This is a genomic window from Corynebacterium sp. UMB6689 (assembly GCF_030215295.1).
In the GTDB taxonomy this organism is placed as follows: Bacteria; Actinomycetota; Actinomycetes; order Mycobacteriales; family Mycobacteriaceae; genus Corynebacterium; species Corynebacterium aurimucosum.
In genome coordinates this window covers 1-17,316 of the sequence record NZ_JASOLS010000012.1, presented here as the reverse complement: position 1 = coordinate 17,316, position 17,316 = coordinate 1, and the positions used below count along the sequence as shown (strand labels likewise).

The following is a 17,316-nucleotide window of genomic DNA, read 5'->3' as shown; positions in this document are numbered from 1 at the left end:
CCAATATCGACGGGTGGGTCACACCACGCAAGGGAGAAGAATCACTTTTAGCCCTCGAAGCGGAACCAACGCACCGCGGCAAACGACGCCACTGCTGCCCACACCACGAGGACAAGGAGCTCAATGCCCGGGAAAGAACCGTTGAGGGCGGTATCCAGACCAGCAGCCATGGCCACCGTGGGCACCAGCGTGAGCACCCCGTTGTCGCCGAGACCCTGGGAAAACATCGCCCACCCGACGGCCCCGAGAAGGAGAAACCAAATCAGGTTGGCCACTGCCAGGACTACCTCAGAGCTAAAGGTTCCGCCCAGCAGCAGTCCCAAGGCTGTAAACGTGGCCACTCCTAACGCCAAGGTCAGCACGCCGATGGCAGCGCCCCCAGCAGAAACTCGCAAGCCGAGGATAGCTGCGACGGTGCCGAGCACAAGGACCTGGAGCACCACCATGGAGAGCACGCCGAGAATCTTTCCCACCACGATGGCCCAGGCAGGAACGCCCGATGCGCCGGTGCGCTTCAGTGCACCATAGCGACGGTCGAAGGCCAAGGAGATGGCCTGACCTGTGAAACCGGAGGAGGTCGCTGCAACGGCCAGCACCATGGGGAAAACCTCATCCACACCATGCCCGGTAGTGTCCTTCAGCTTCGCGGCGCCGATCAGGATAGCGAGCGGGATAATGATGCTCAGCAACTGTTGCTCGCCGTGCCGCAGCATCAGTTTGGATTCGATAGCCCCTTGGGCACGCGCCATGGCCGCTACGCCGACGCGCTGCGGGTGCGGGCTAAAAGTGCCGGGTGCGAAGGTGCTCATGGAGCGTCTCCTTGATCAAAGAAAGTGGTGAAAAACAGTAGAGGAAATCAGCAGCGGTTCTAGCTGCGCATCTCGCGACCGGTGAGGTCCAAGAAGACCTCTTCGAGGTTGCGGTGCGAGGTATGCAGGTTGCGGAGGACAACGTTTTGCGCGGCCAAACCCGTGGCGAGATCCGCGATAACGGCTGGGCTGACCGTAGAGGTGAGTCGGTAGTGCAAGGGGCGAAGGGCCTCGGCGGAGATCCCGACCTCACGCAAGGCCTCCAGATCCACCGGGGTTGCGGTATCAAAGTTCAGCTGCGGGATGTCGGTTGTCTCCGTGAGGGAAGCTGCGGTGCCGCTGGCTACGAGCCGGCCGTGGTCGATGATGACGACATGGTCGCTGAGCGCTTCCGCCTCGTCCATGAGATGAGTAGTCAAGATGACGGTGACGCCGTCGGCCCGCAAAGAGCGGATAAGGTCCCAGACGGCAAGACGCGATTGGGCATCCATGCCTGCGGTGGGCTCATCGAGGAAGACCAATTCGGGGCGACCAATGATGGCCAGAGCGAGAGAGAGACGTTGTTGTTGCCCACCGGACAAACGGCGGTAGCTATTCTTTGCCACCCCGCGCAGCCCGAGGGTATCCAGAAGCCACTCCGGGTCCAAAGGATTTTCGTTATAGGAGGCGCTGAGTTTCAGCATCTCCTTGACCTTGATGCCGGAGTAGGAGCCCCCGCCTTGGAGCATGATGCCGATGCGGGAGCGCACTGCATCAGGGTTGCGAGCGGGGTCAAGGCCTAAGACTTCAATGTGGCCAGAAGTGGGCTTTTTGAAGCCTTCACACATCTCGATGGTGGTTGTCTTTCCGGCACCGTTAGGGCCCAGCAAACACAGGATCTCGCCATGTTTGGCGCGGAAACTCAGCCCGTTAACTGCGTTGACGTCGCCATAGGTCTTAATGACGTTATCCAATACAAGAGCTGATGTAGTCACGGAGCCTTAGTCTAGGACACGGACGCCTGAGCGTCGCAATACAACCCACCCCGCAGCGGCGAGCGCGAGGAAGGTCACCAGGGCGGCGAGGTAGATGATGAATACCGTCCCGGGAGGAAGCCCGAGTCCGCGGGGCAGGACGATGAAGCTCATCAATCCGGAATAGATCATGACGGCCAAGCGGAAAAAGCGGCGGTTAGCCCACGCGGCGAGCGGCAACACGGCCCACAGGATGTACCAGGGTTGGACAACGGGGAAAAACACCACGAGCACAAAGGTGGACACTCCCAGACCACCCACTGGGTGGATTGCGCCGCGGTAGGTGGCAAACAGCATGCGGATCATGAAACCGGCGGCGATAATGACGCCCACGGTACGGGTGACGCTGAGGATGGCTTCGGTGTGGTCGCCTAAACCTAGCAGCATCCCCAGGGAGCCGGCGCCGACACCCACGGAGGTTGTCGCAGACAGCCAGGAACGGATAGTTGCTGCGCCGCCCTGACCGAAAATCCAACCTATGTCGATCCCCGTAATGACAGTGACAGCGGCGATGGACGCTGCGAGCACCAGCAATTGGGTCACACCAGCGCCAAGCACCGCCCGCACTGGGGGGATGCCGAGCTTGTCGACGAGCCCGCGAGCCGCCGCCATGCCAACAAAGCCTAGGCCAATGAAGCCGGTGACCTTGACCATGCCCGCGCAAGAAATAAGGACACCCGAGGCTAGAAACAACCCCGACACTCGCCATCGGGCGTTGTGCTCGTCATTGACCGCCCGCAGGCCCAGCTCTACACCGACGAGAGCCAACCCCAACATGAAGGATTCATTGTGGATTCCGCCGACGAGGTGAAGGATGGTCAAGGGGTTAAGGATGCCCAGCCACAGCGCCGCCTCGGGGGATACACGGCATCGGGTAGCAAGCCGTGCACTGGCCCAGCCGGCAGCGATGATGCCGAAAAGAGAAAACACGCGGTGCAGCACCACACCCCAAATGATGGAATCGTTGGTCAGCCAGCTCACGACAGCTGCCAAGCCCAAGGCTACGGGGCCATAGGGGGAAGGGGAGTTTGCCCAAATGAAGGGGACGGACCGGGCAAGATCATTATCTGCGCCCAAAAGTTCCACGGGGCCCGCGGAATAGGGATCGAGCCCTTGAAGCACGATGGAGCCGTTGGCGAGATAAGAGTAGATGTCTTGGGTAAACAGCGGCGCGGTGACGAGCAAGGGGAGAACCCATCCCAACCATGTTCGCCACATCTGACTTTGCGTGACTACTCGCGGGGAGTGGCTAAACCGCGGATCTGCGCTAGGTGTTGAGCCTGTACTTGCGCTCGCCGAGTTCTTGCCCAAGCGCAGCGGTGCACCCACCAACGGGGCCATGCATACCCAGGCCGTCACCATGAATCCGACACCAATGAAGACAAGGGCGGATGCTGATTGCAGCATTCGCGTCATGAGCGAGCCAAAAGGCAATGACTCATAAGGGTTACCCACGACGGGCAGGGCACCGGCACCTAGGCCGCCAAGCGCAATGAGTAAGGCTCCAATGGTTCCGAGCCATCTCAGGCTAAAAAGTGTGCGCAGCTGGGCTATGGTGCGGCGGTGAACGTCGCCAAGCGCGGCGTGATCTGCATCTTCGGGGGAGTCGGGAAAATCCTGGTGAAGGAGCGCAGAGCGGGATCCCGGGACTCCCATGCGGGGGAGTTCATCGCGCACACCCCAGATGACTCGGTGCAATCGCCCCGATTGGGTGTAGCCGCGCTCCATATTCATGCCTGTTTACCTTAGTCGCTCGGTGGGGAGAAGCGACTAGGTGCCCGCGACACGAATGAAAGAGTGGAAATCGGGAATGAATTAAGGAACACTAGTGTTGTCTAAAGGGAGAGTGTTTCATTCAAGGAGGTGTACACCGTGACGAAGGAGTTGCCAAGGGAAACTCGCTCTACAGAGGGCGATACCCGCCGACACGTCATGCTGTTGCTTCTCAAGGACGGTCCGGTAACGGCGTCGTATTTGGGTGAACGTCTCGGTCTCTCTGCGGCCGGCATCCGTCGGCACTTAGACATTCTGGTGGAGGAAGGACTCACCGAGGTGGTGCACCGCCGCCCGCCAGCCCGTCCCGGGCAAACAGTAGGCCGCGGTCGCCCCGCCAAGCATTTCCGCCTTACGGATCAAGGGCGCGCCCAATTTGGTCACGCCTATGACCAGTTGGCGGCGGAAGCACTCACAGCGCTGCGAGAAGCGGGCGGTCCGGAAGCAGTCCGCCGCTTTGCCAAGGCGCGATTCGAACGCCTCGTAGAGGACGTGACACCTTTGGTACAGGATGAGGAATCTGTTCCGGAGGTGGCTCGTCAGCTAGCTGAGGTGCTCGATGCGCATGGCTACGCGGCCACGGTGACGTCGGTGGGCAACGGAGTACAGATTTGCCAGCACCACTGCCCGGTTGCCCACGTGGCCACCGAGCACCCGGAGTTGTGTGAAGCTGAACAGGAAGTCTTCTCCGCGCTATTAGGCAAACATGTGCAGCCCTTGGCCTCCATCGCGGATGGCCATGGAATCTGCACCACGAATATCCCCTTAACTCCCGTTCCACCAGCTTCGGCGGAGCGGGAAGAAAACTAATCGAACTAGAAAGGAGCGGGCTTTGACACAGGCACAACCAGCACCAGGGCTTGAGACCAAGATGAGTGATGACGAGATCATCTCTTCCATCGGTGGCTATGAGTACGGCTGGCGTGATTCCGACGAAGCCGGCCAGGCTGCACACCGCGGTTTGAGCGAGGATGTCGTCCGCGATATCTCGAAGAAGAAGAACGAGCCGGAATGGATGCTCGAGTCCCGCCTTAAGGCGCTGCGTGTATTCAACAAGAAGCCGGTTCCGACGTGGGGCCCGGATCTTTCCGGAATCGACTTCGACAACATTAAGTACTTTGTCCGCTCCACCGAGAAGCAGGCCCAGACCTGGGATGACCTGCCGGATGACATTAAGGAAACCTACGACAAGCTGGGTATTCCGGACGCCGAAAAGAAGCGACTTGTCTCTGGTGTTGCCGCGCAGTATGAGTCCGAGGTGGTTTACCACAAGATCCGTGAGGACCTTGAGGCCCAGGGCGTTATCTTCGTTGATACCGACACCGCGGTGCGCGAATACCCGGAGATCCTCCAGGAATACTTCGGCACCGTGATTCCGGCCGGCGACAACAAGTTCTCCGCGCTGAATAACGCGTGCTGGTCCGGTGGTTCCTTCGTGTACGTTCCGAAGGGCGTCCACGTGGATATCCCGTTGCAGGCCTACTTCCGCATTAACACCGAGAACATGGGCCAGTTCGAGCGCACCCTCATCATCGTGGAGGAGGGCGCCTACGTTCACTACATCGAGGGCTGCACTGCGCCAATCTACAACTCGGATTCGCTGCATACCGGTGTTATCGAGATCGTCGTGAAGAAGGGCGGCCGCTGCCGCTACACCACCATTCAGAACTGGTCCACGAACGTCTACAACCTGGTGACCCAGCGTGCCAAGGTCGAAGAGGGCGGCACCATGGAATGGGTCGATGGCAACATCGGCTCCAAGGTCACCATGAAGTACCCGTCCTGCTGGCTGACCGGCGAGCACGCCAAGGGCGAGGTCCTCTCCCTGGCCTTTGCTGGCGATAACCAGGTCCAGGACACCGGCTCCAAGATGATCCACATGGCGCCGAACACGTCCTCCAACATCGTCTCGAAGTCCGTGGCCCGCAACGGCGGCCGCGCGGCTTACCGCGGCTTGGTGCAGGTCAACGCTAACGCTACGAACTCCGCTGCCAACGTTGAGTGTGATGCCTTGCTTGTGGACAATGACTCGAGGTCGGATACGTATCCGTACAACGACATCCGCAATGATCACGTCACCCTTGGCCACGAGGCAACGGTCTCCCAGGTTTCTGAGGAGCAGCTGTTCTACCTCATGTCCCGCGGTATCGCTGAGGAAGAGGCCATGGCGATGATTGTGCGCGGCTTCGTCGAGCCGATTGCTAAGGAGCTCCCGATGGAATATGCGCTGGAGCTCAACCGTCTTATCGAGCTGCAGATGGAAGGATCGGTGGGCTAAGTGGTAGCTTCCAATGAATTTAATCCTGCTGACGTCACCAAGGGCGACCAGTTCACCTCCTTCAACGTGGAGGATTTCCCGGTCCCGCATGGCCGCGACGAGGTTTGGCGCTTTATTTCCTTGCGCAACCTGCGCGGGCTACATAATGGTGAGTTCGCGCCAGCAACTGCTCAAAGGATCGACGTCGTGGCTCCGGAAGGCGTGACCTCTGAGACGGTTGCGCCTGACGACGACCGCCTGGGAACCGCTGGCGCACCTGCTGACCGCGTTGCAGCTCAGGCGTGGTGCTCCATGCCGGAGGCCCAGATTGTCAGTGTTGCCGCTGATGCACGTCCCGATAAGCCGGTGGAGATCACCATCACCGGCGCAGGTGAGGGCGTGACGTCCTTTGGCGCGACCTCCATTCACGTGGGCAACCACGCGGAGGTCACCATCGTTCTTAAGTACGTCGGTTCCGGCACTCACGCAGACAACGTGGAGTTCGTGCTGGGCGACGGCTCCCAGGTCACCGTCGTCGTCGACGCTGACTGGGAGGACGACGCAGTGCACCTGTCCCACCAGATTGCGAAGGTGGGCCGCGACGCCGTACTGCGCCACAACACCGCTATCTTTGGCGGCGAGATCGTGCGCCTCGTTCCACGCGTAATTTTCGATGGCCCCGGTGGCGATGCCGAGCTGCTCGGTGTCTACTTTGCTGATGCCGGCCAGTACTTTGAGAACCGCCTGCTGGTGGACCACGACGTGCCAAACTGCCGCTCCCGCGTCTTCTACAAGGGCGCTCTACAGGGAGCTACGGCTGCGCAGAAGGCCGAAGCCGGCTCTGCTTCCCGTACCCCGGAGGCCCGCACCTGCTGGGTCGGTGACGTGCTCATCCGCAAGAATGCGAACAACACGGACACCTATGAGACGAACAACAACCTGATCCTCACCGAGGGTGCGCGCGCTGATGCCATCCCGAACCTGGAGATCCAGACCGGTGAGATCGTCGGTGCTGGCCACGCCGCAACGGTGGGCCGCTTCGACGACCTCGAGCTGTTCTACCTCATGTCCCGCGGTATCCCTGCCGCCGAGGCACGTCGCCTCATCATCCGCGGCTTCTTCTCTGAAGTCATTTCCCGCATCCCGGTCGAGTCCCTGCGCGAGGATCTGGAATCCCGCGTCGTCGACGAGCTCGCCAAGATCAACGCTTAAATCTTTCCGAAAGCAGGTACCAACTCAATGTCTACCCTGGAAATCAAGAATCTCCACGCGCAGGTGCTCCCACACGAGGAGGACGGTGAGCCCACGCCGATCCTCAAGGGCGTAAACCTCACCATCAATTCCGGTGAGACCCACGCTGTCATGGGTCCGAACGGCTCCGGCAAGTCCACTCTGTCCTACGTTATCGCTGGTCACCCCAAGTACGAGGTGACCGAGGGTGAGGTGCTCCTCGACGGCGAGAATATCCTCGAGATGGAAGTCGATGAGCGCGCCCGCGCTGGTCTCTTCCTGGCTATGCAGTACCCGACTGAGGTGCCGGGCGTGAAGATGTCGCAGTTCATGCGTTCCGCCGTGACCGCTATCCGCGGTGAGGCTCCGAAGCTGCGTGAGTGGAACAAGGAGCTCACTGAGGCTCGTGAGAAGCTGGCCATCGATAAGTCCTTTGCACACCGCTCCGTCAACGAGGGCTTCTCCGGTGGTGAGAAGAAGCGCCACGAGGTTATGCAGCTGGATATCCTCAAGCCGAAGTTCGCCGTCATGGATGAGACCGACTCCGGCCTGGACGTCGACGCCCTGCGCGTCGTTTCCGATGGCATCAACAGCTACCAGGAGGAGACCAAGGGTGGCATCCTCCTCATCACGCACTACAAGCGCATCCTCAACTACGTTGTCCCGGACTTTGTCCACGTCTTCGCCGACGGACAGATCATCAAGACCGGCGGCGCTGAACTGGCTGACCAGCTTGAGGCAGACGGCTACGAGCAGTTCCTCAAGTAGGCAGTAGCGCCGATCACGACCACACCATGACACGCTAGAGAAGAAGAACCGAGCACAAGGACCTATGCCTGAACTAGACGTTACTGCGATTCGGGAACAATTCCCTATCCTCTCGCGCACCGTGCGCGACGGTAAACCACTGGTGTACCTGGATTCGGGAGCGACCTCGCAACGTCCCCTGCCGGTATGGAAGGCCGAGGAGGAGTTCGTGCTCGGCACCAACGCGCCGGTACACCGTGGCTCTTACCAGCTGGCGGAGGAGGCCGATGACGCCCATGAGTCCGCTCGCCAGGCCATTGCCGCCTTCGTTGGAGCTGATCGCGATGAGATTTCCTTCACCAAGAACGCCACGGAGGCGTTGAATGAAGTTGCCTATGTGCTCAGTGACGAGCGCGCGGGCGAGCTTTATATTGGTGAGGGCGATACCGTCGTGGTCACGGAACTGGAGCACCACGCGAACTTGGTGCCGTGGCAAGAGCTGTGCCAGCGCACCGGCGCGACGCTGAAGTGGTACTCCATGACTGAGGACGGCCGCATTGATCTCGATTCGCTCGAGCTCGATGACTCTGTCAAGGTCGTGGCTTTTACCCACCAATCCAACGTGACCGGGGCCGTGGCGCCCGTCGCAGAGTTGGTGCGTCGTGCTCGTGCCGTGGGCGCCATGGTCGTCCTCGACGCCTGCCAGTCGGTGCCCCACATGCCCGTGGATTTCCACGAACTCGACGTCGATTTCGCCGCGTTCTCTGGGCACAAGATGTGTGGGCCGACCGGCGTGGGCGTTCTCTACGGCAAGCAACAGCTGTTGGCGCAGCTGCCGCCTTTCCTCACTGGCGGCTCCATGATCGAGGTAGTCAAGATGGAGGGTTCGACGTTCGCCGAGCCACCCACCCGCTTTGAGGCTGGTACCCAGATGACCAGCCAGGTTGTGGGCCTTGGTGCAGCAGTGAAGTTCTTGAGCGAGGTGGGCATGGACGCCATCCACGCTCATGAGCAAAAACTCACTGCATTGGCCTTGGAGAAGCTTGCTGAGATCCCCGGCGTGCGCATCATCGGGCCTGAGAACACCGAGGATCGTGGGGGAGCGGTCTCCTTCATTGTCGATGGGATCCATCCGCATGACTTGGGCCAAGTTCTTGATGCTCATGGTGTGTCCATCCGCACCGGCCACCATTGTGCGTGGCCGCTGCACCGCGCGTGCCAGGCTAATTCGACCGCACGCGCTAGCTTTTACCTGTACAACACTGAGGACGAGGTCGACGCCCTCATAGAGGCGGTACGGGCGGCCCGTGCCTTCTTTGGAGTGAGCGCATGAACCTAGATTCCATGTACCAGGACGTCATCCTGGACCACTACAAGAACCCGAAATTCTCTGGCCTGCGCGAAGGCCAGGCAGAGGTTCACCATGTCAACCCTTCCTGCGGCGATGAGCTCACCCTCCGCGTGAAGCTGTCTCCTGATGGTTCCACCGTCGAGGACGTGTCCTATGACGCCGAGGGATGCTCCATCTCGCAGGCCTCGACCTCTGTCATGGCGGAGGAAATCGTCGGCATCCCCCTCGAGGAGGCGAACGCCAAGCTGGCCGAGTTCGAGAAGATGGTGACCTCCCGCGGGGAGGTTGAGGGTGATGACGAGATTATTGGGGACGGCATCGCCTTCGCCGGCGTAGCCAAGTTCCCCGCCCGTGTAAAGTGCGCTCTCCTCGGTTGGAAAGCTTTCCAAGCCGCCACCGTCGAAGCGCTGAATGAATTGGAGAAGTAGATGGCTGATAACACTGAAACCACTGGTGGCAGCACTGATCCTTACCAGGATCAGAATGCTTCCTTTGATGGCGCTGCTGTCAAGCCTGAACAAACCGAAGAGCAGATTTCCAAGGTCTTCGATATCACCGAGTATCTTCGCGATGTCATCGACCCGGAGCTTGGCATCAACATCGTTGATCTGGGTTTGGTTTATGACGTCTGGCTCGACGAGATCGACGGCAAGAACACCTGCGTCATTAACATGACTCTGACCTCCCCGGCTTGTCCGCTCACTGATGTCATCGGCGAGCAGATCGAGGATGTCATCGTGGGCAACAAGCTCGCCGAGGCAGTCCAGCTCAACTGGATCTGGATGCCACCGTGGGGCCCGAACATGATTACTGAGGAGGGCCGCGAGATGCTCCAGGCCCTCGGCTTCGCGGTCTAGGTTCCGCGAATCGCCTTAGTTAATATCACCGCCGGTTCGAGAGTGCGCATTGTTCTTGTGTCCACACGAACCGGCGGTGTTCTGCGTATATGTGAGCATCCCTCGCCACTGTCAACGCGGTCTCCTCAACCAAAAGCAAAGCCCCAGACCTCGATCCCGAAAGACGCAGGTGGGCGTCGCCAAGCACTGGCTCACTCAGTAGAGGCGAACAGGAGGTTGCGGGATCGAGGTCTGGGGATCTATTCGTCAGTGGTGGTTCGCAAGCGATGCTGTGCCTGGGCGCCGTGCAGTTCGGGTTTAACTGCCCTGGTTGCTAGACTGTTTCGACGTGATTGTGACCAATGATTTCGAGGTGCGCGTGGGCGCACGCACGCTTCTCGACGCCCCCGGCCAGCACCTTCGAGTGCAACCGGGGGATCGTATCGGCTTGGTCGGCCGCAATGGTGCGGGCAAGACGACGACGATGCGCATCCTGGCGGGGGAGACCGAGCCCTATGGCGGCTCGGTGACGCGCTCAGGTCCTATTGGTTACCTGCCGCAGGATTCCCGTGAGGGCAATATCGAGCAGACCGCTCGTGAGCGCGTGCTCTCCGCTCGCGGCTTAGATGAGATCAAGCGCCGCATGGCCAAGCAGCAAGAGCTGATGGAAACGGCCACGGATGATAAGTTTCGCGACAAGGCTATTCGTAAGTTTTCCCGCCTGGAGGAAGAATACCACACCTTAGGTGGCTACGAGGCGGACTCCGAATGCGCCCAGATCTGCGACAACTTGGGCCTGCCGCAGCGCGTGCTCGACCAGCAGCTTAAGACGCTGTCCGGCGGTCAGCGCCGCCGCGTGGAGCTGGCGCAGATTCTCTTCGCAGCTTCGGCTGGGTCAGGCAAGTCCCAGACCACGCTGCTTCTCGACGAGCCCACGAACCACCTCGACGCGGATTCGATTACGTGGTTGCGCGGCTTCCTGTCCAAGCACGAAGGTGGCCTCGTGATGATTTCCCACGACGTAGACCTGCTGGAAGCCGTCTGTAACAAGGTCTGGTTCCTTGATGCCGTGCGCGCCGAAGCAGACGTCTACAACATGGGCTTTAAGAAGTACCTTGATGCCCGCGCCACCGATGAGGCACGCCGCCGCCGCGAGCGCGCCAACGCGGAGAAGAAAGCCGCAGCACTACACAAGCAAGCCGCCAAGTTGGGAGCGAAGGCCACGAAGGCCGCCGCCGCCAAGCAGATGCTGCACCGTGCTGAGCGCATGATGAACGAGCTGGATGATGTTCGCGTGGCCGATAAGGTAGCCCACATTAAGTTCCCGGAACCAGCTCCCTGCGGCAAGACTCCGATGAACGCCAAGGGCCTGACCAAGATGTACGGTTCGCTGGAGGTTTTTGCCGGCGTCGATTTGGCCATCGACAAGGGCTCCCGCGTGGTTGTGCTGGGCTATAACGGTGCCGGCAAGACGACTCTGCTTAAGCTTCTGGCGGGCGTGGAGCGCACCGATGGCGAGGGCGGCATCGTCTCCGGCCACGGCCTGCGCATCGGCTACTTTGCGCAGGAGCATGACAACATCGACCCAGACAAGACCGTGTGGGAAAATACCATCGAGGCCTGTCCTGATGCTGGCCAACAGGATTTGCGTGGACTGCTGGGTGCCTTCATGTTCTCCGGTGACAAGTTGGAGCAACCCGCCGGAACGCTCTCCGGTGGTGAGAAAACCCGACTGTCGCTGGCAACGCTGGTGTCCTCGCGTGCCAACGTGCTGCTTCTCGACGAGCCTACAAACAACCTCGACCCACAGTCCCGCGAGCAGGTGCTCGATGCCCTAGGCACCTACACCGGCGCCGTGGTCTTGGTTACCCACGACCCGGGTGCGGTCAAGGCGCTCAACCCGGAACGCGTCATCATCATGCCGGACGGCGATGAGGATTTGTGGAACGACGAGTACATGGAAATCGTGGAGCTAGCCTAAAGACTATTTCCCAAATATAGCTCTGTCCTGATTCTGCTTCCTGCGCTAGACTCGGGCTCACAACCACACCGCTCAAGACTCTTCTCTTGGGTCCTTCCGCTTCCCACGCACAGGGTCTAGAAGTGGTAAGACCCCTTCGCGCCGCCGCTGGAGAGGAAGAGACCATGAGCACCGCCGCGACCCTAGATTCCGTCATCGAACCTTTGCTCACCGGATTGGTGAGCAAGCGCCCTGAAGTACGAGTGGACTGGGCCTATACCGAATTGAAAGAAGGCATTGAGTCAGGCCAGTGGGACAGCCATCTCGGCCAGATTCGGGAGCGCCTCACCGGTTACCTGCGTACAGGCAAGGTGTGGACCAAGGCTTTGTCCGCTCAGTTGCTGAATGTGCTCGCGGAAGCAGGCCACTTCCACTACGAGGACTACCTCACCTTCCGCGCGTGGTATGTCACAGAGGAGGACACACGCGGCATCGTCAAAGACATTGGTCCTATCATGGCCGTCGGCTACGGCGCTGACTACGTAGAAACCTGTGTTCGCATAGGAATGATCCCGGCTGTCGAAGGTGCGGCGATCATCTCGTGCCGCCTTCGCGCGCCCGGAGGAGTGTGGCATGACGATGAGAGCATCCGCTTAGCGCGTGCGGCCTGCACCACGATTGCCAAGAGTACCTCGCCGCATATCCTCGAAATTTGGACCGAACGGCTGAGCACTACCGTGCTCACCGAAGGTATTCGCAACAATAACCGTGCCGTAGTCGAAAATTTCGCCCACTTTCTTACGGCCACAGCTGACATGGTCCGCAGTGAACCGGAGAAGTGGGGAATTGACGCTGAACGTGCGGATCTCGTGTTGCCGATGATTGCGGAGATTGAAGAAGAACTTCGCAACGCCAGTAATTAGCAAGAAATAGCACCATAAAAGCGCACCTTCGTTACCTCCTTTGGGTGAGCGCGCTGCCATGGGTAGCGGTCCGGTGATGCCTGGACGGGTTCACTGAGGTCAAGGATGGTATCGGTTCCAGCTGGGCCACCGACCGTGAGTTCACCTTTGTTTATAACAACCGCTGATTCGAATGTACGGTCTGCCCGCCTGCTACGGACAAGAACCATCGGTACCTTAACGAAGACAGTTTTTCCGCGCCGCAAAACCGTGAGTTCGTTGGTGACATAGCTAGGTCGAATACGTTCAGCAGCGATCAAGCCCCACACAAAGATGATGGCCCACAGCGACAGCAGCAACGCCAGAATTCGTAGAACGCCCACAGGGAGTAGAAAGTGAACGGCCACCATTTCAACCACCAGCACCGCAGTGACGAAGCCGAGCATCTGTAGCCTGCCCGGAGGGTGGGGAAGTGCCACCGCTCCGGCGGGGACCAACGTCTGGCCCCGCATCCAGCGCCACAGATCGTGGTAGAGGCCCAATTCATATTTGGCTAGGCGAAATCCAGGATGTTTCTCCACAAATCGCCAGATACTAGCCACCTGAGCCACCTACCAGAGCTTTGAGCGCTACACCTTGCGCACCAGTAGTCGGAGCATCAGCCACGGTCAGCGGAGCGTTACCAGGTCGCAAGGTGGGATAGATTCCTCGCATCAACCCGTGTTCCCCCAGGTAGCGCATCTTCTCGATGATACGCGCGACCTCACAATCATGCGGAGACAGCGAGCCAAGCTCTCGCCACAACATTTCAGCCTCGCGGAGAGCTGCAAGGCAATAGTCGTCGGCGAGGTTCTGTCGTAGCTGTTTCCAGGTGGCTGATGTAGCGACTCCGGTAAGTGCAATGAGATCCCAGGAATCCAGTTCGAGTTGAAGCATTGCCGGATCCTCGATGACCTGGCTGAGGGAGTCACGGATATCCTCTGGTGTCCCTTTGGGGGCTTGAGAAAGGGCACGCAAACGTTCTCGCTGCTGTTGCAGCCGAGCAATGCGCTCATCCAGCATGTTAAACGAGCGCTCGACCGCATCAGGAGATGAGACATCAGCGACGGGAACGCCGGCGTCGATAAGTGCACGCGCTCGCAGCACCGAAGCCAGGTCAGAGACAGAATAGTCGCGATAGTTTCCGCTGGTGCGTGCGGGTTCAGGAACCGCGCCCGTTTCGTGCAAATGGCGCACGGAGCGCACTGAGCAACCAGCGACCGCGGCGACGTCCGATATCTTCATAGGATAAAGCTAAACCCTCACATTGTGTGAGGGTCAAGTGCTCGGTGCGCATTGCTCCGTGTGGTGTTCTCCTTAGTTGCGGAAACCGTGCACCGGCGCCGGGATGAAGCCACCGCGTTTGATGAAGGTGGAGTTGCCCACTTCATTAACCGGGATGACCGGGGCGTAGCCCAGAAGGCCGCCGAAGTTGACCTCGTCGCCAGCCTTGGTACCTGGAGCAGGGACGACGCGCACGGCGGTTGTCTTATGGTTCATCACGCCAATGGCGGCTTCGTCCGCGATCATACCGGCGATGGTCTCCGCAGAGGTATCGCCCGGAATGGCGATCATGTCCAAGCCCACAGAGCAGATCGAGGTCATGGCCTCCAGCTTGTCAATGGAGATAGCGCCAGAGCGCACCGCATCGATCATCCCCTTGTCCTCAGAAACCGGGATGAAGGAACCGGACAGACCACCCACGCGGGAGCAGGCCATCATGCCGCCCTTCTTGACGGCGTCGTTAAGCAACGCGAGTGCTGCCGTGGTGCCGTGCGTGCCCACCTGATCCAGCCCCATATGCTCCAGGATGTGTGCGACGGAGTCACCCAGTTCCGCGGTGGGAGCAAGCGAGAGGTCAATGATGCCAAAGGGGACACCGAGGCGCTGAGAAGCCATGGAACCCACGAGCTGGCCGGCGCGAGTTACCTTGAAGGCTGCCTTCTTGACTTCCTCGGCGACCTCATTGAGGGTGGCTCCCTCAAGGGAGCCGAGCGCGCGATCGACGACACCGGGTCCGGATACGCCAACAGAAACCACGCAGTCCGGCTCCTCAATACCGTGGAAAGCGCCGGCCATGAAGGGGTTATCGCCCACGGAGTTGGAGAAGATCACGAGCTTGGCGCAACCGATAGCGCTGCGGTCCTTGGTCAGCTCGGCTGCTTCCTTGATGATGCGTCCCATCTGGGCCGCGGCATTCATGTTGATGCCGGCGCGGGAGGAGGCGATGTTCACCGAGGAGCAGACGAGGTTCGTCTCTGCGAGGGCTTCCGGGATGGATCGGATCAGGGCCTTTTCAGCAGTGGTAGCGCCCTTTTCAACGAGCGCGGAGTAGCCGCCAACGAAGTCGACGCCGGTCGCGGCTGCCGCACGGTCGAGCGCGCGGGCGACGTCTACGGGGTTTCCTTCGACGCCGGCCACGATGAGCGCGATTGGGGTGACGGAGATGCGCTTGTTGACGATCGGGATGCCGAGCTCGGCCTCGATTCCCTCGCACACCTCAACCAGCTGTGCGGCGCGGGTGGTCACGAGGTCGTAGACAGCCTCAGCGGTGGCTTCCATGGTGGAGCGCGTGCAGCCGAGCAGCGAAATGCCCATGGTGACGGTGCGGATATCGAGACGGTATTTCTCGATCATCTCGATGGTGTCGAGAATGCTGGCGGTATTGAAGCGGTTAAGCATGACTGGTTATCGCCCCTAAATTTCGTTCATTGCGGTGAACAGCGCTTCCGACTGCACGCGGATGGATTGTTTGATGGACTCACCGACGGTGTTCATCCGTTCCTGGAGCTGCTGGATGCTGACCTCGTTCTCATCGAATTCGACGCGCAAGATCATGGTGAAGTACTCAGACATGAGGGTCTGGGAGACATCAACGATATTGACGTTAAGCTCTGCGAGGGCGGTGGACACGGCGGAGATAATGCCGGTGTTATCGACACCGGTAACAGTCATGATGGCGATCATGACTAGATTGTAGCCTGTAGGTTTTTCCAGCTGTCCTGGGGTCCTGCAGAGATATCAGACAGCGCGTACGGTGGCGCTCATGACTGATACGACAACAACTGCACGCAAGAAGGTTCTGTACATCGGCGGCCATGGCAAGGTTGGGCTTTTAGCGGCGCCCAAGCTTGTCGACGCCAATCTTACCGTCCATTCCCTTATCCGTAACCCCGACCAGGTCGCTGATGTTGAAGCCCTCGGCGCCACTGCAGTGGTGCGCGATCTCACCGAGCTTTCTGTTGAAGACTGGGTAGAGCTTTTGGCTGACTATGACGTCGTCGTGTGGGGTGCCGGAAACGGTGGCCGCGCTGGCGCTGACGTAACCTGGGCGGTGGACCGCGATGCCGCGCTCGCATCGATTGCGGGTCTGGAGAAGCTAGCTGTTGACGGTAAGAACGCTCCGGCCTACATCATGATTTCCTACATGGGTGCCACGACCAATACCACCGATCCCGCGGACGAGAAGTGGTATGCCTACGTGGAGTCCAAGAAGGCCGTAGATAATAAGCTGAATTCGACCGATCTCAATTACCTTATTCTGGGTCCCGCGGCACTCACGGAAGAGCCTTCTCAGGGCATCACCGTGCTCGATAGCGATGCTGAGCGCACGAGCGATATGACGACTTCCCGGGAGCTTGTGGCCGAGGTTGTCGCTGAGGTGGCTCGCCGCGATAGCTTCCCGGCCTCGCCTCTGGAATTCATCGATGGTGAAGGCAGCGTTAAGGACATCTAGGAAGCAGAGGATGCGGCGGCGTTAAGACCGGCTATTACTTGCTCGCGGCTGAGTCCATGACGCAGGCTTGCAAAGCGTAGTGGCTTTGTGGATAAGTGAGCGGCAATGTACCACCCCGTGGTGCGCTCAAAGATGGCCTTGCTTTGAAAACGCACCACGCCGATGCCCTGTTCGCGGAAGGCACGTGGAGAAGTGAGAGACGCAAACTCATCGCTGATGATGTCGTGAATAGTGCCATCGGGAAGGAAAAGGCGCACTTTCGCTTTGTAATAGTACTGGGTGGGTTCATATTCTGGGACGTATTCGCCGGTCTGCCAGATCTCGCTGAGCAATGCGGGATAATACTCTATCCATCCATTTTCTGCGGCGGTACGTATCCGGCGCGCACCCCATGTCGAGCTGCGTATTGACCAAAGATTTCTAGCTGCTGTAACCACGAACAAGACAGCGAAGAATGCCGCGGCCAATCCCTGCCATCCGGAGCTGAAGGACAGATCTTCAAAAATAAGGATTGGAACCGCCATGGCGCAGATGAGGTTACCCTCGTTTAGTGGACACCCTATTTGTACGGATCTTGTGTCCGTAAGAGAGGATGTTCATTGTGAGTCAACAGCGCAAGAAGTACACGCCGGAGTACCGGCGTGAGGCCGCGAACCTGGTAAT

Annotated in this window: 18 protein-coding genes; 10 read left to right on the top strand and 8 right to left on the bottom strand. The window is 59.6% G+C overall.

The window, feature by feature from the left end; all coding sequences use genetic code 11:
• Window positions 1–47 precede the first annotated feature (47 nt).
• The 3 genes from QP363_RS07985 to mptB are packed head-to-tail and all read right to left on the bottom strand — an operon-like array spanning window position 48 to window position 3,556.
• Window positions 48–809 (bottom strand): ABC transporter permease, encoded by a 762-nt coding sequence (locus QP363_RS07985; RefSeq protein WP_201828251.1) that lies wholly within the window; start codon window positions 807–809, stop codon window positions 48–50.
• A gap of 59 nt (window positions 810–868) precedes the next feature.
• The gene (locus QP363_RS07980) at window positions 869–1,783 is read right to left on the bottom strand and encodes an ABC transporter ATP-binding protein (RefSeq protein ID WP_070444857.1); all 915 of its coding nucleotides are present in this window, start codon (window positions 1,781–1,783) and stop codon (window positions 869–871) included.
• 6 nt (window positions 1,784–1,789) lie between these two features.
• On the bottom strand, window positions 1,790–3,556 hold the full coding sequence (mptB, locus tag QP363_RS07975) for a polyprenol phosphomannose-dependent alpha 1,6 mannosyltransferase MptB (RefSeq protein ID WP_070710610.1): 1,767 nt from the start codon (window positions 3,554–3,556) through the stop codon (window positions 1,790–1,792).
• A gap of 138 nt (window positions 3,557–3,694) precedes the next feature.
• Here mptB and QP363_RS07970 point away from each other — a divergent pair, with 138 nt between their 5' ends.
• From QP363_RS07970 to QP363_RS07930, 9 genes are all read left to right on the top strand, one after another.
• Complete coding sequence (locus QP363_RS07970; RefSeq protein ID WP_070444851.1) at window positions 3,695–4,405, top strand: metalloregulator ArsR/SmtB family transcription factor; 711 nt, start codon at window positions 3,695–3,697, stop codon at window positions 4,403–4,405.
• Between the two features lie 22 nt (window positions 4,406–4,427).
• On the top strand, window positions 4,428–5,873 hold the full coding sequence (gene sufB, locus QP363_RS07965; RefSeq protein WP_070643497.1) for a Fe-S cluster assembly protein SufB: 1,446 nt from the start codon (window positions 4,428–4,430) through the stop codon (window positions 5,871–5,873).
• Window positions 5,874–7,064, top strand: coding sequence for a Fe-S cluster assembly protein SufD (gene sufD, locus QP363_RS07960; protein WP_284763882.1), 1,191 nt, complete (start codon window positions 5,874–5,876; stop codon window positions 7,062–7,064). It abuts the gene before it with no gap.
• Between the two features lie 27 nt (window positions 7,065–7,091).
• On the top strand, window positions 7,092–7,850 hold the full coding sequence (sufC, locus tag QP363_RS07955) for a Fe-S cluster assembly ATPase SufC (protein WP_070444843.1): 759 nt from the start codon (window positions 7,092–7,094) through the stop codon (window positions 7,848–7,850).
• Window positions 7,851–7,914: 64 nt separating this feature from the next.
• Entirely contained in the window at window positions 7,915–9,162 is a 1,248-nt protein-coding gene (locus QP363_RS07950) for a cysteine desulfurase (protein WP_284763881.1), read from the top strand.
• Entirely contained in the window at window positions 9,159–9,608 is a 450-nt protein-coding gene (gene sufU, locus QP363_RS07945; RefSeq protein ID WP_284763880.1) for a Fe-S cluster assembly sulfur transfer protein SufU, read from the top strand. Before QP363_RS07950 ends, sufU begins: the two co-directional genes overlap by 4 nt.
• Window positions 9,609–10,037, top strand: coding sequence for a metal-sulfur cluster assembly factor (locus QP363_RS07940; protein ID WP_284763878.1), 429 nt, complete (start codon window positions 9,609–9,611; stop codon window positions 10,035–10,037). It abuts the gene before it with no gap.
• A 328-nt stretch (window positions 10,038–10,365) separates the two neighbouring features.
• Window positions 10,366–11,997 (top strand): ABC-F family ATP-binding cassette domain-containing protein, encoded by a 1,632-nt coding sequence (locus QP363_RS07935; protein WP_010186726.1) that lies wholly within the window; start codon window positions 10,366–10,368, stop codon window positions 11,995–11,997.
• A gap of 164 nt (window positions 11,998–12,161) precedes the next feature.
• Window positions 12,162–12,899, top strand: coding sequence for a hypothetical protein (locus QP363_RS07930; RefSeq protein WP_070643508.1), 738 nt, complete (start codon window positions 12,162–12,164; stop codon window positions 12,897–12,899).
• Here the strand turns inward: QP363_RS07930 and QP363_RS07925 are convergent.
• The 4 genes from QP363_RS07925 to QP363_RS07910 form a co-directional block, all read right to left on the bottom strand.
• A complete protein-coding gene (locus QP363_RS07925; protein WP_284763873.1) occupies window positions 12,896–13,459 on the bottom strand; it encodes a hypothetical protein in 564 nt (187 codons plus the stop codon). The genes QP363_RS07930 and QP363_RS07925 overlap by 4 nt on opposite strands.
• Window positions 13,460–13,472: 13 nt before the next feature.
• Complete coding sequence (locus QP363_RS07920) at window positions 13,473–14,162, bottom strand: MerR family transcriptional regulator (RefSeq protein ID WP_070643511.1); 690 nt, start codon at window positions 14,160–14,162, stop codon at window positions 13,473–13,475.
• 72 nt (window positions 14,163–14,234) lie between these two features.
• Entirely contained in the window at window positions 14,235–15,599 is a 1,365-nt protein-coding gene (locus QP363_RS07915) for a PFL family protein (protein WP_070643514.1), read from the bottom strand.
• Between the two features lie 15 nt (window positions 15,600–15,614).
• Window positions 15,615–15,884 carry an ACT domain-containing protein gene (locus QP363_RS07910; RefSeq protein WP_010186707.1) on the bottom strand — a complete coding sequence of 90 codons (270 nt, stop codon included), beginning with the start codon at window positions 15,882–15,884 and terminating at the stop codon, window positions 15,615–15,617.
• 79 nt (window positions 15,885–15,963) lie between these two features.
• Between QP363_RS07910 and QP363_RS07905 the strand changes: the two genes are divergently transcribed.
• Window positions 15,964–16,653: an NAD(P)-binding oxidoreductase gene (locus QP363_RS07905; RefSeq protein ID WP_070643516.1), complete on the top strand. Its 690-nt coding sequence runs from the start codon at window positions 15,964–15,966 to the stop codon at window positions 16,651–16,653.
• On the opposite strand, the gene QP363_RS07900 is transcribed toward QP363_RS07905, so the two are convergent.
• Window positions 16,650–17,177: a hypothetical protein gene (locus QP363_RS07900; protein ID WP_284763860.1), complete on the bottom strand. Its 528-nt coding sequence runs from the start codon at window positions 17,175–17,177 to the stop codon at window positions 16,650–16,652. The two genes, QP363_RS07905 and QP363_RS07900, sit on opposite strands and share 4 nt — an antisense overlap.
• Window positions 17,178–17,316 lie beyond the last annotated feature (139 nt).

Excerpts from the sequence above, each read along its gene's own strand:
- QP363_RS07930 (WP_070643508.1), top strand. The coding sequence starts at position 12,162 with ATGAGCACCGCCGCGACCCTAGATTCCGTCATCGAACCTTTGCTCACC.
- QP363_RS07920 (WP_070643511.1), bottom strand. The coding sequence starts at position 14,162 with ATGAAGATATCGGACGTCGCCGCGGTCGCTGGTTGCTCAGTGCGCTCC.
- QP363_RS07910 (WP_010186707.1), bottom strand. The coding sequence starts at position 15,884 with ATGATCGCCATCATGACTGTTACCGGTGTCGATAACACCGGCATTATC.
- QP363_RS07985 (WP_201828251.1), bottom strand. The coding sequence starts at position 809 with ATGAGCACCTTCGCACCCGGCACTTTTAGCCCGCACCCGCAGCGCGTC.
- QP363_RS07940 (WP_284763878.1), top strand. The coding sequence starts at position 9,609 with ATGGCTGATAACACTGAAACCACTGGTGGCAGCACTGATCCTTACCAG.
- QP363_RS07900 (WP_284763860.1), bottom strand. The coding sequence starts at position 17,177 with ATGGCGGTTCCAATCCTTATTTTTGAAGATCTGTCCTTCAGCTCCGGA.
- QP363_RS07905 (WP_070643516.1), top strand. The coding sequence starts at position 15,964 with ATGACTGATACGACAACAACTGCACGCAAGAAGGTTCTGTACATCGGC.
- mptB (WP_070710610.1), bottom strand. The coding sequence starts at position 3,556 with ATGAATATGGAGCGCGGCTACACCCAATCGGGGCGATTGCACCGAGTC.
- QP363_RS07915 (WP_070643514.1), bottom strand. The coding sequence starts at position 15,599 with ATGCTTAACCGCTTCAATACCGCCAGCATTCTCGACACCATCGAGATG.
- sufU (WP_284763880.1), top strand. The coding sequence starts at position 9,159 with ATGAACCTAGATTCCATGTACCAGGACGTCATCCTGGACCACTACAAG.
- QP363_RS07950 (WP_284763881.1), top strand. The coding sequence starts at position 7,915 with ATGCCTGAACTAGACGTTACTGCGATTCGGGAACAATTCCCTATCCTC.
- sufC (WP_070444843.1), top strand. The coding sequence starts at position 7,092 with ATGTCTACCCTGGAAATCAAGAATCTCCACGCGCAGGTGCTCCCACAC.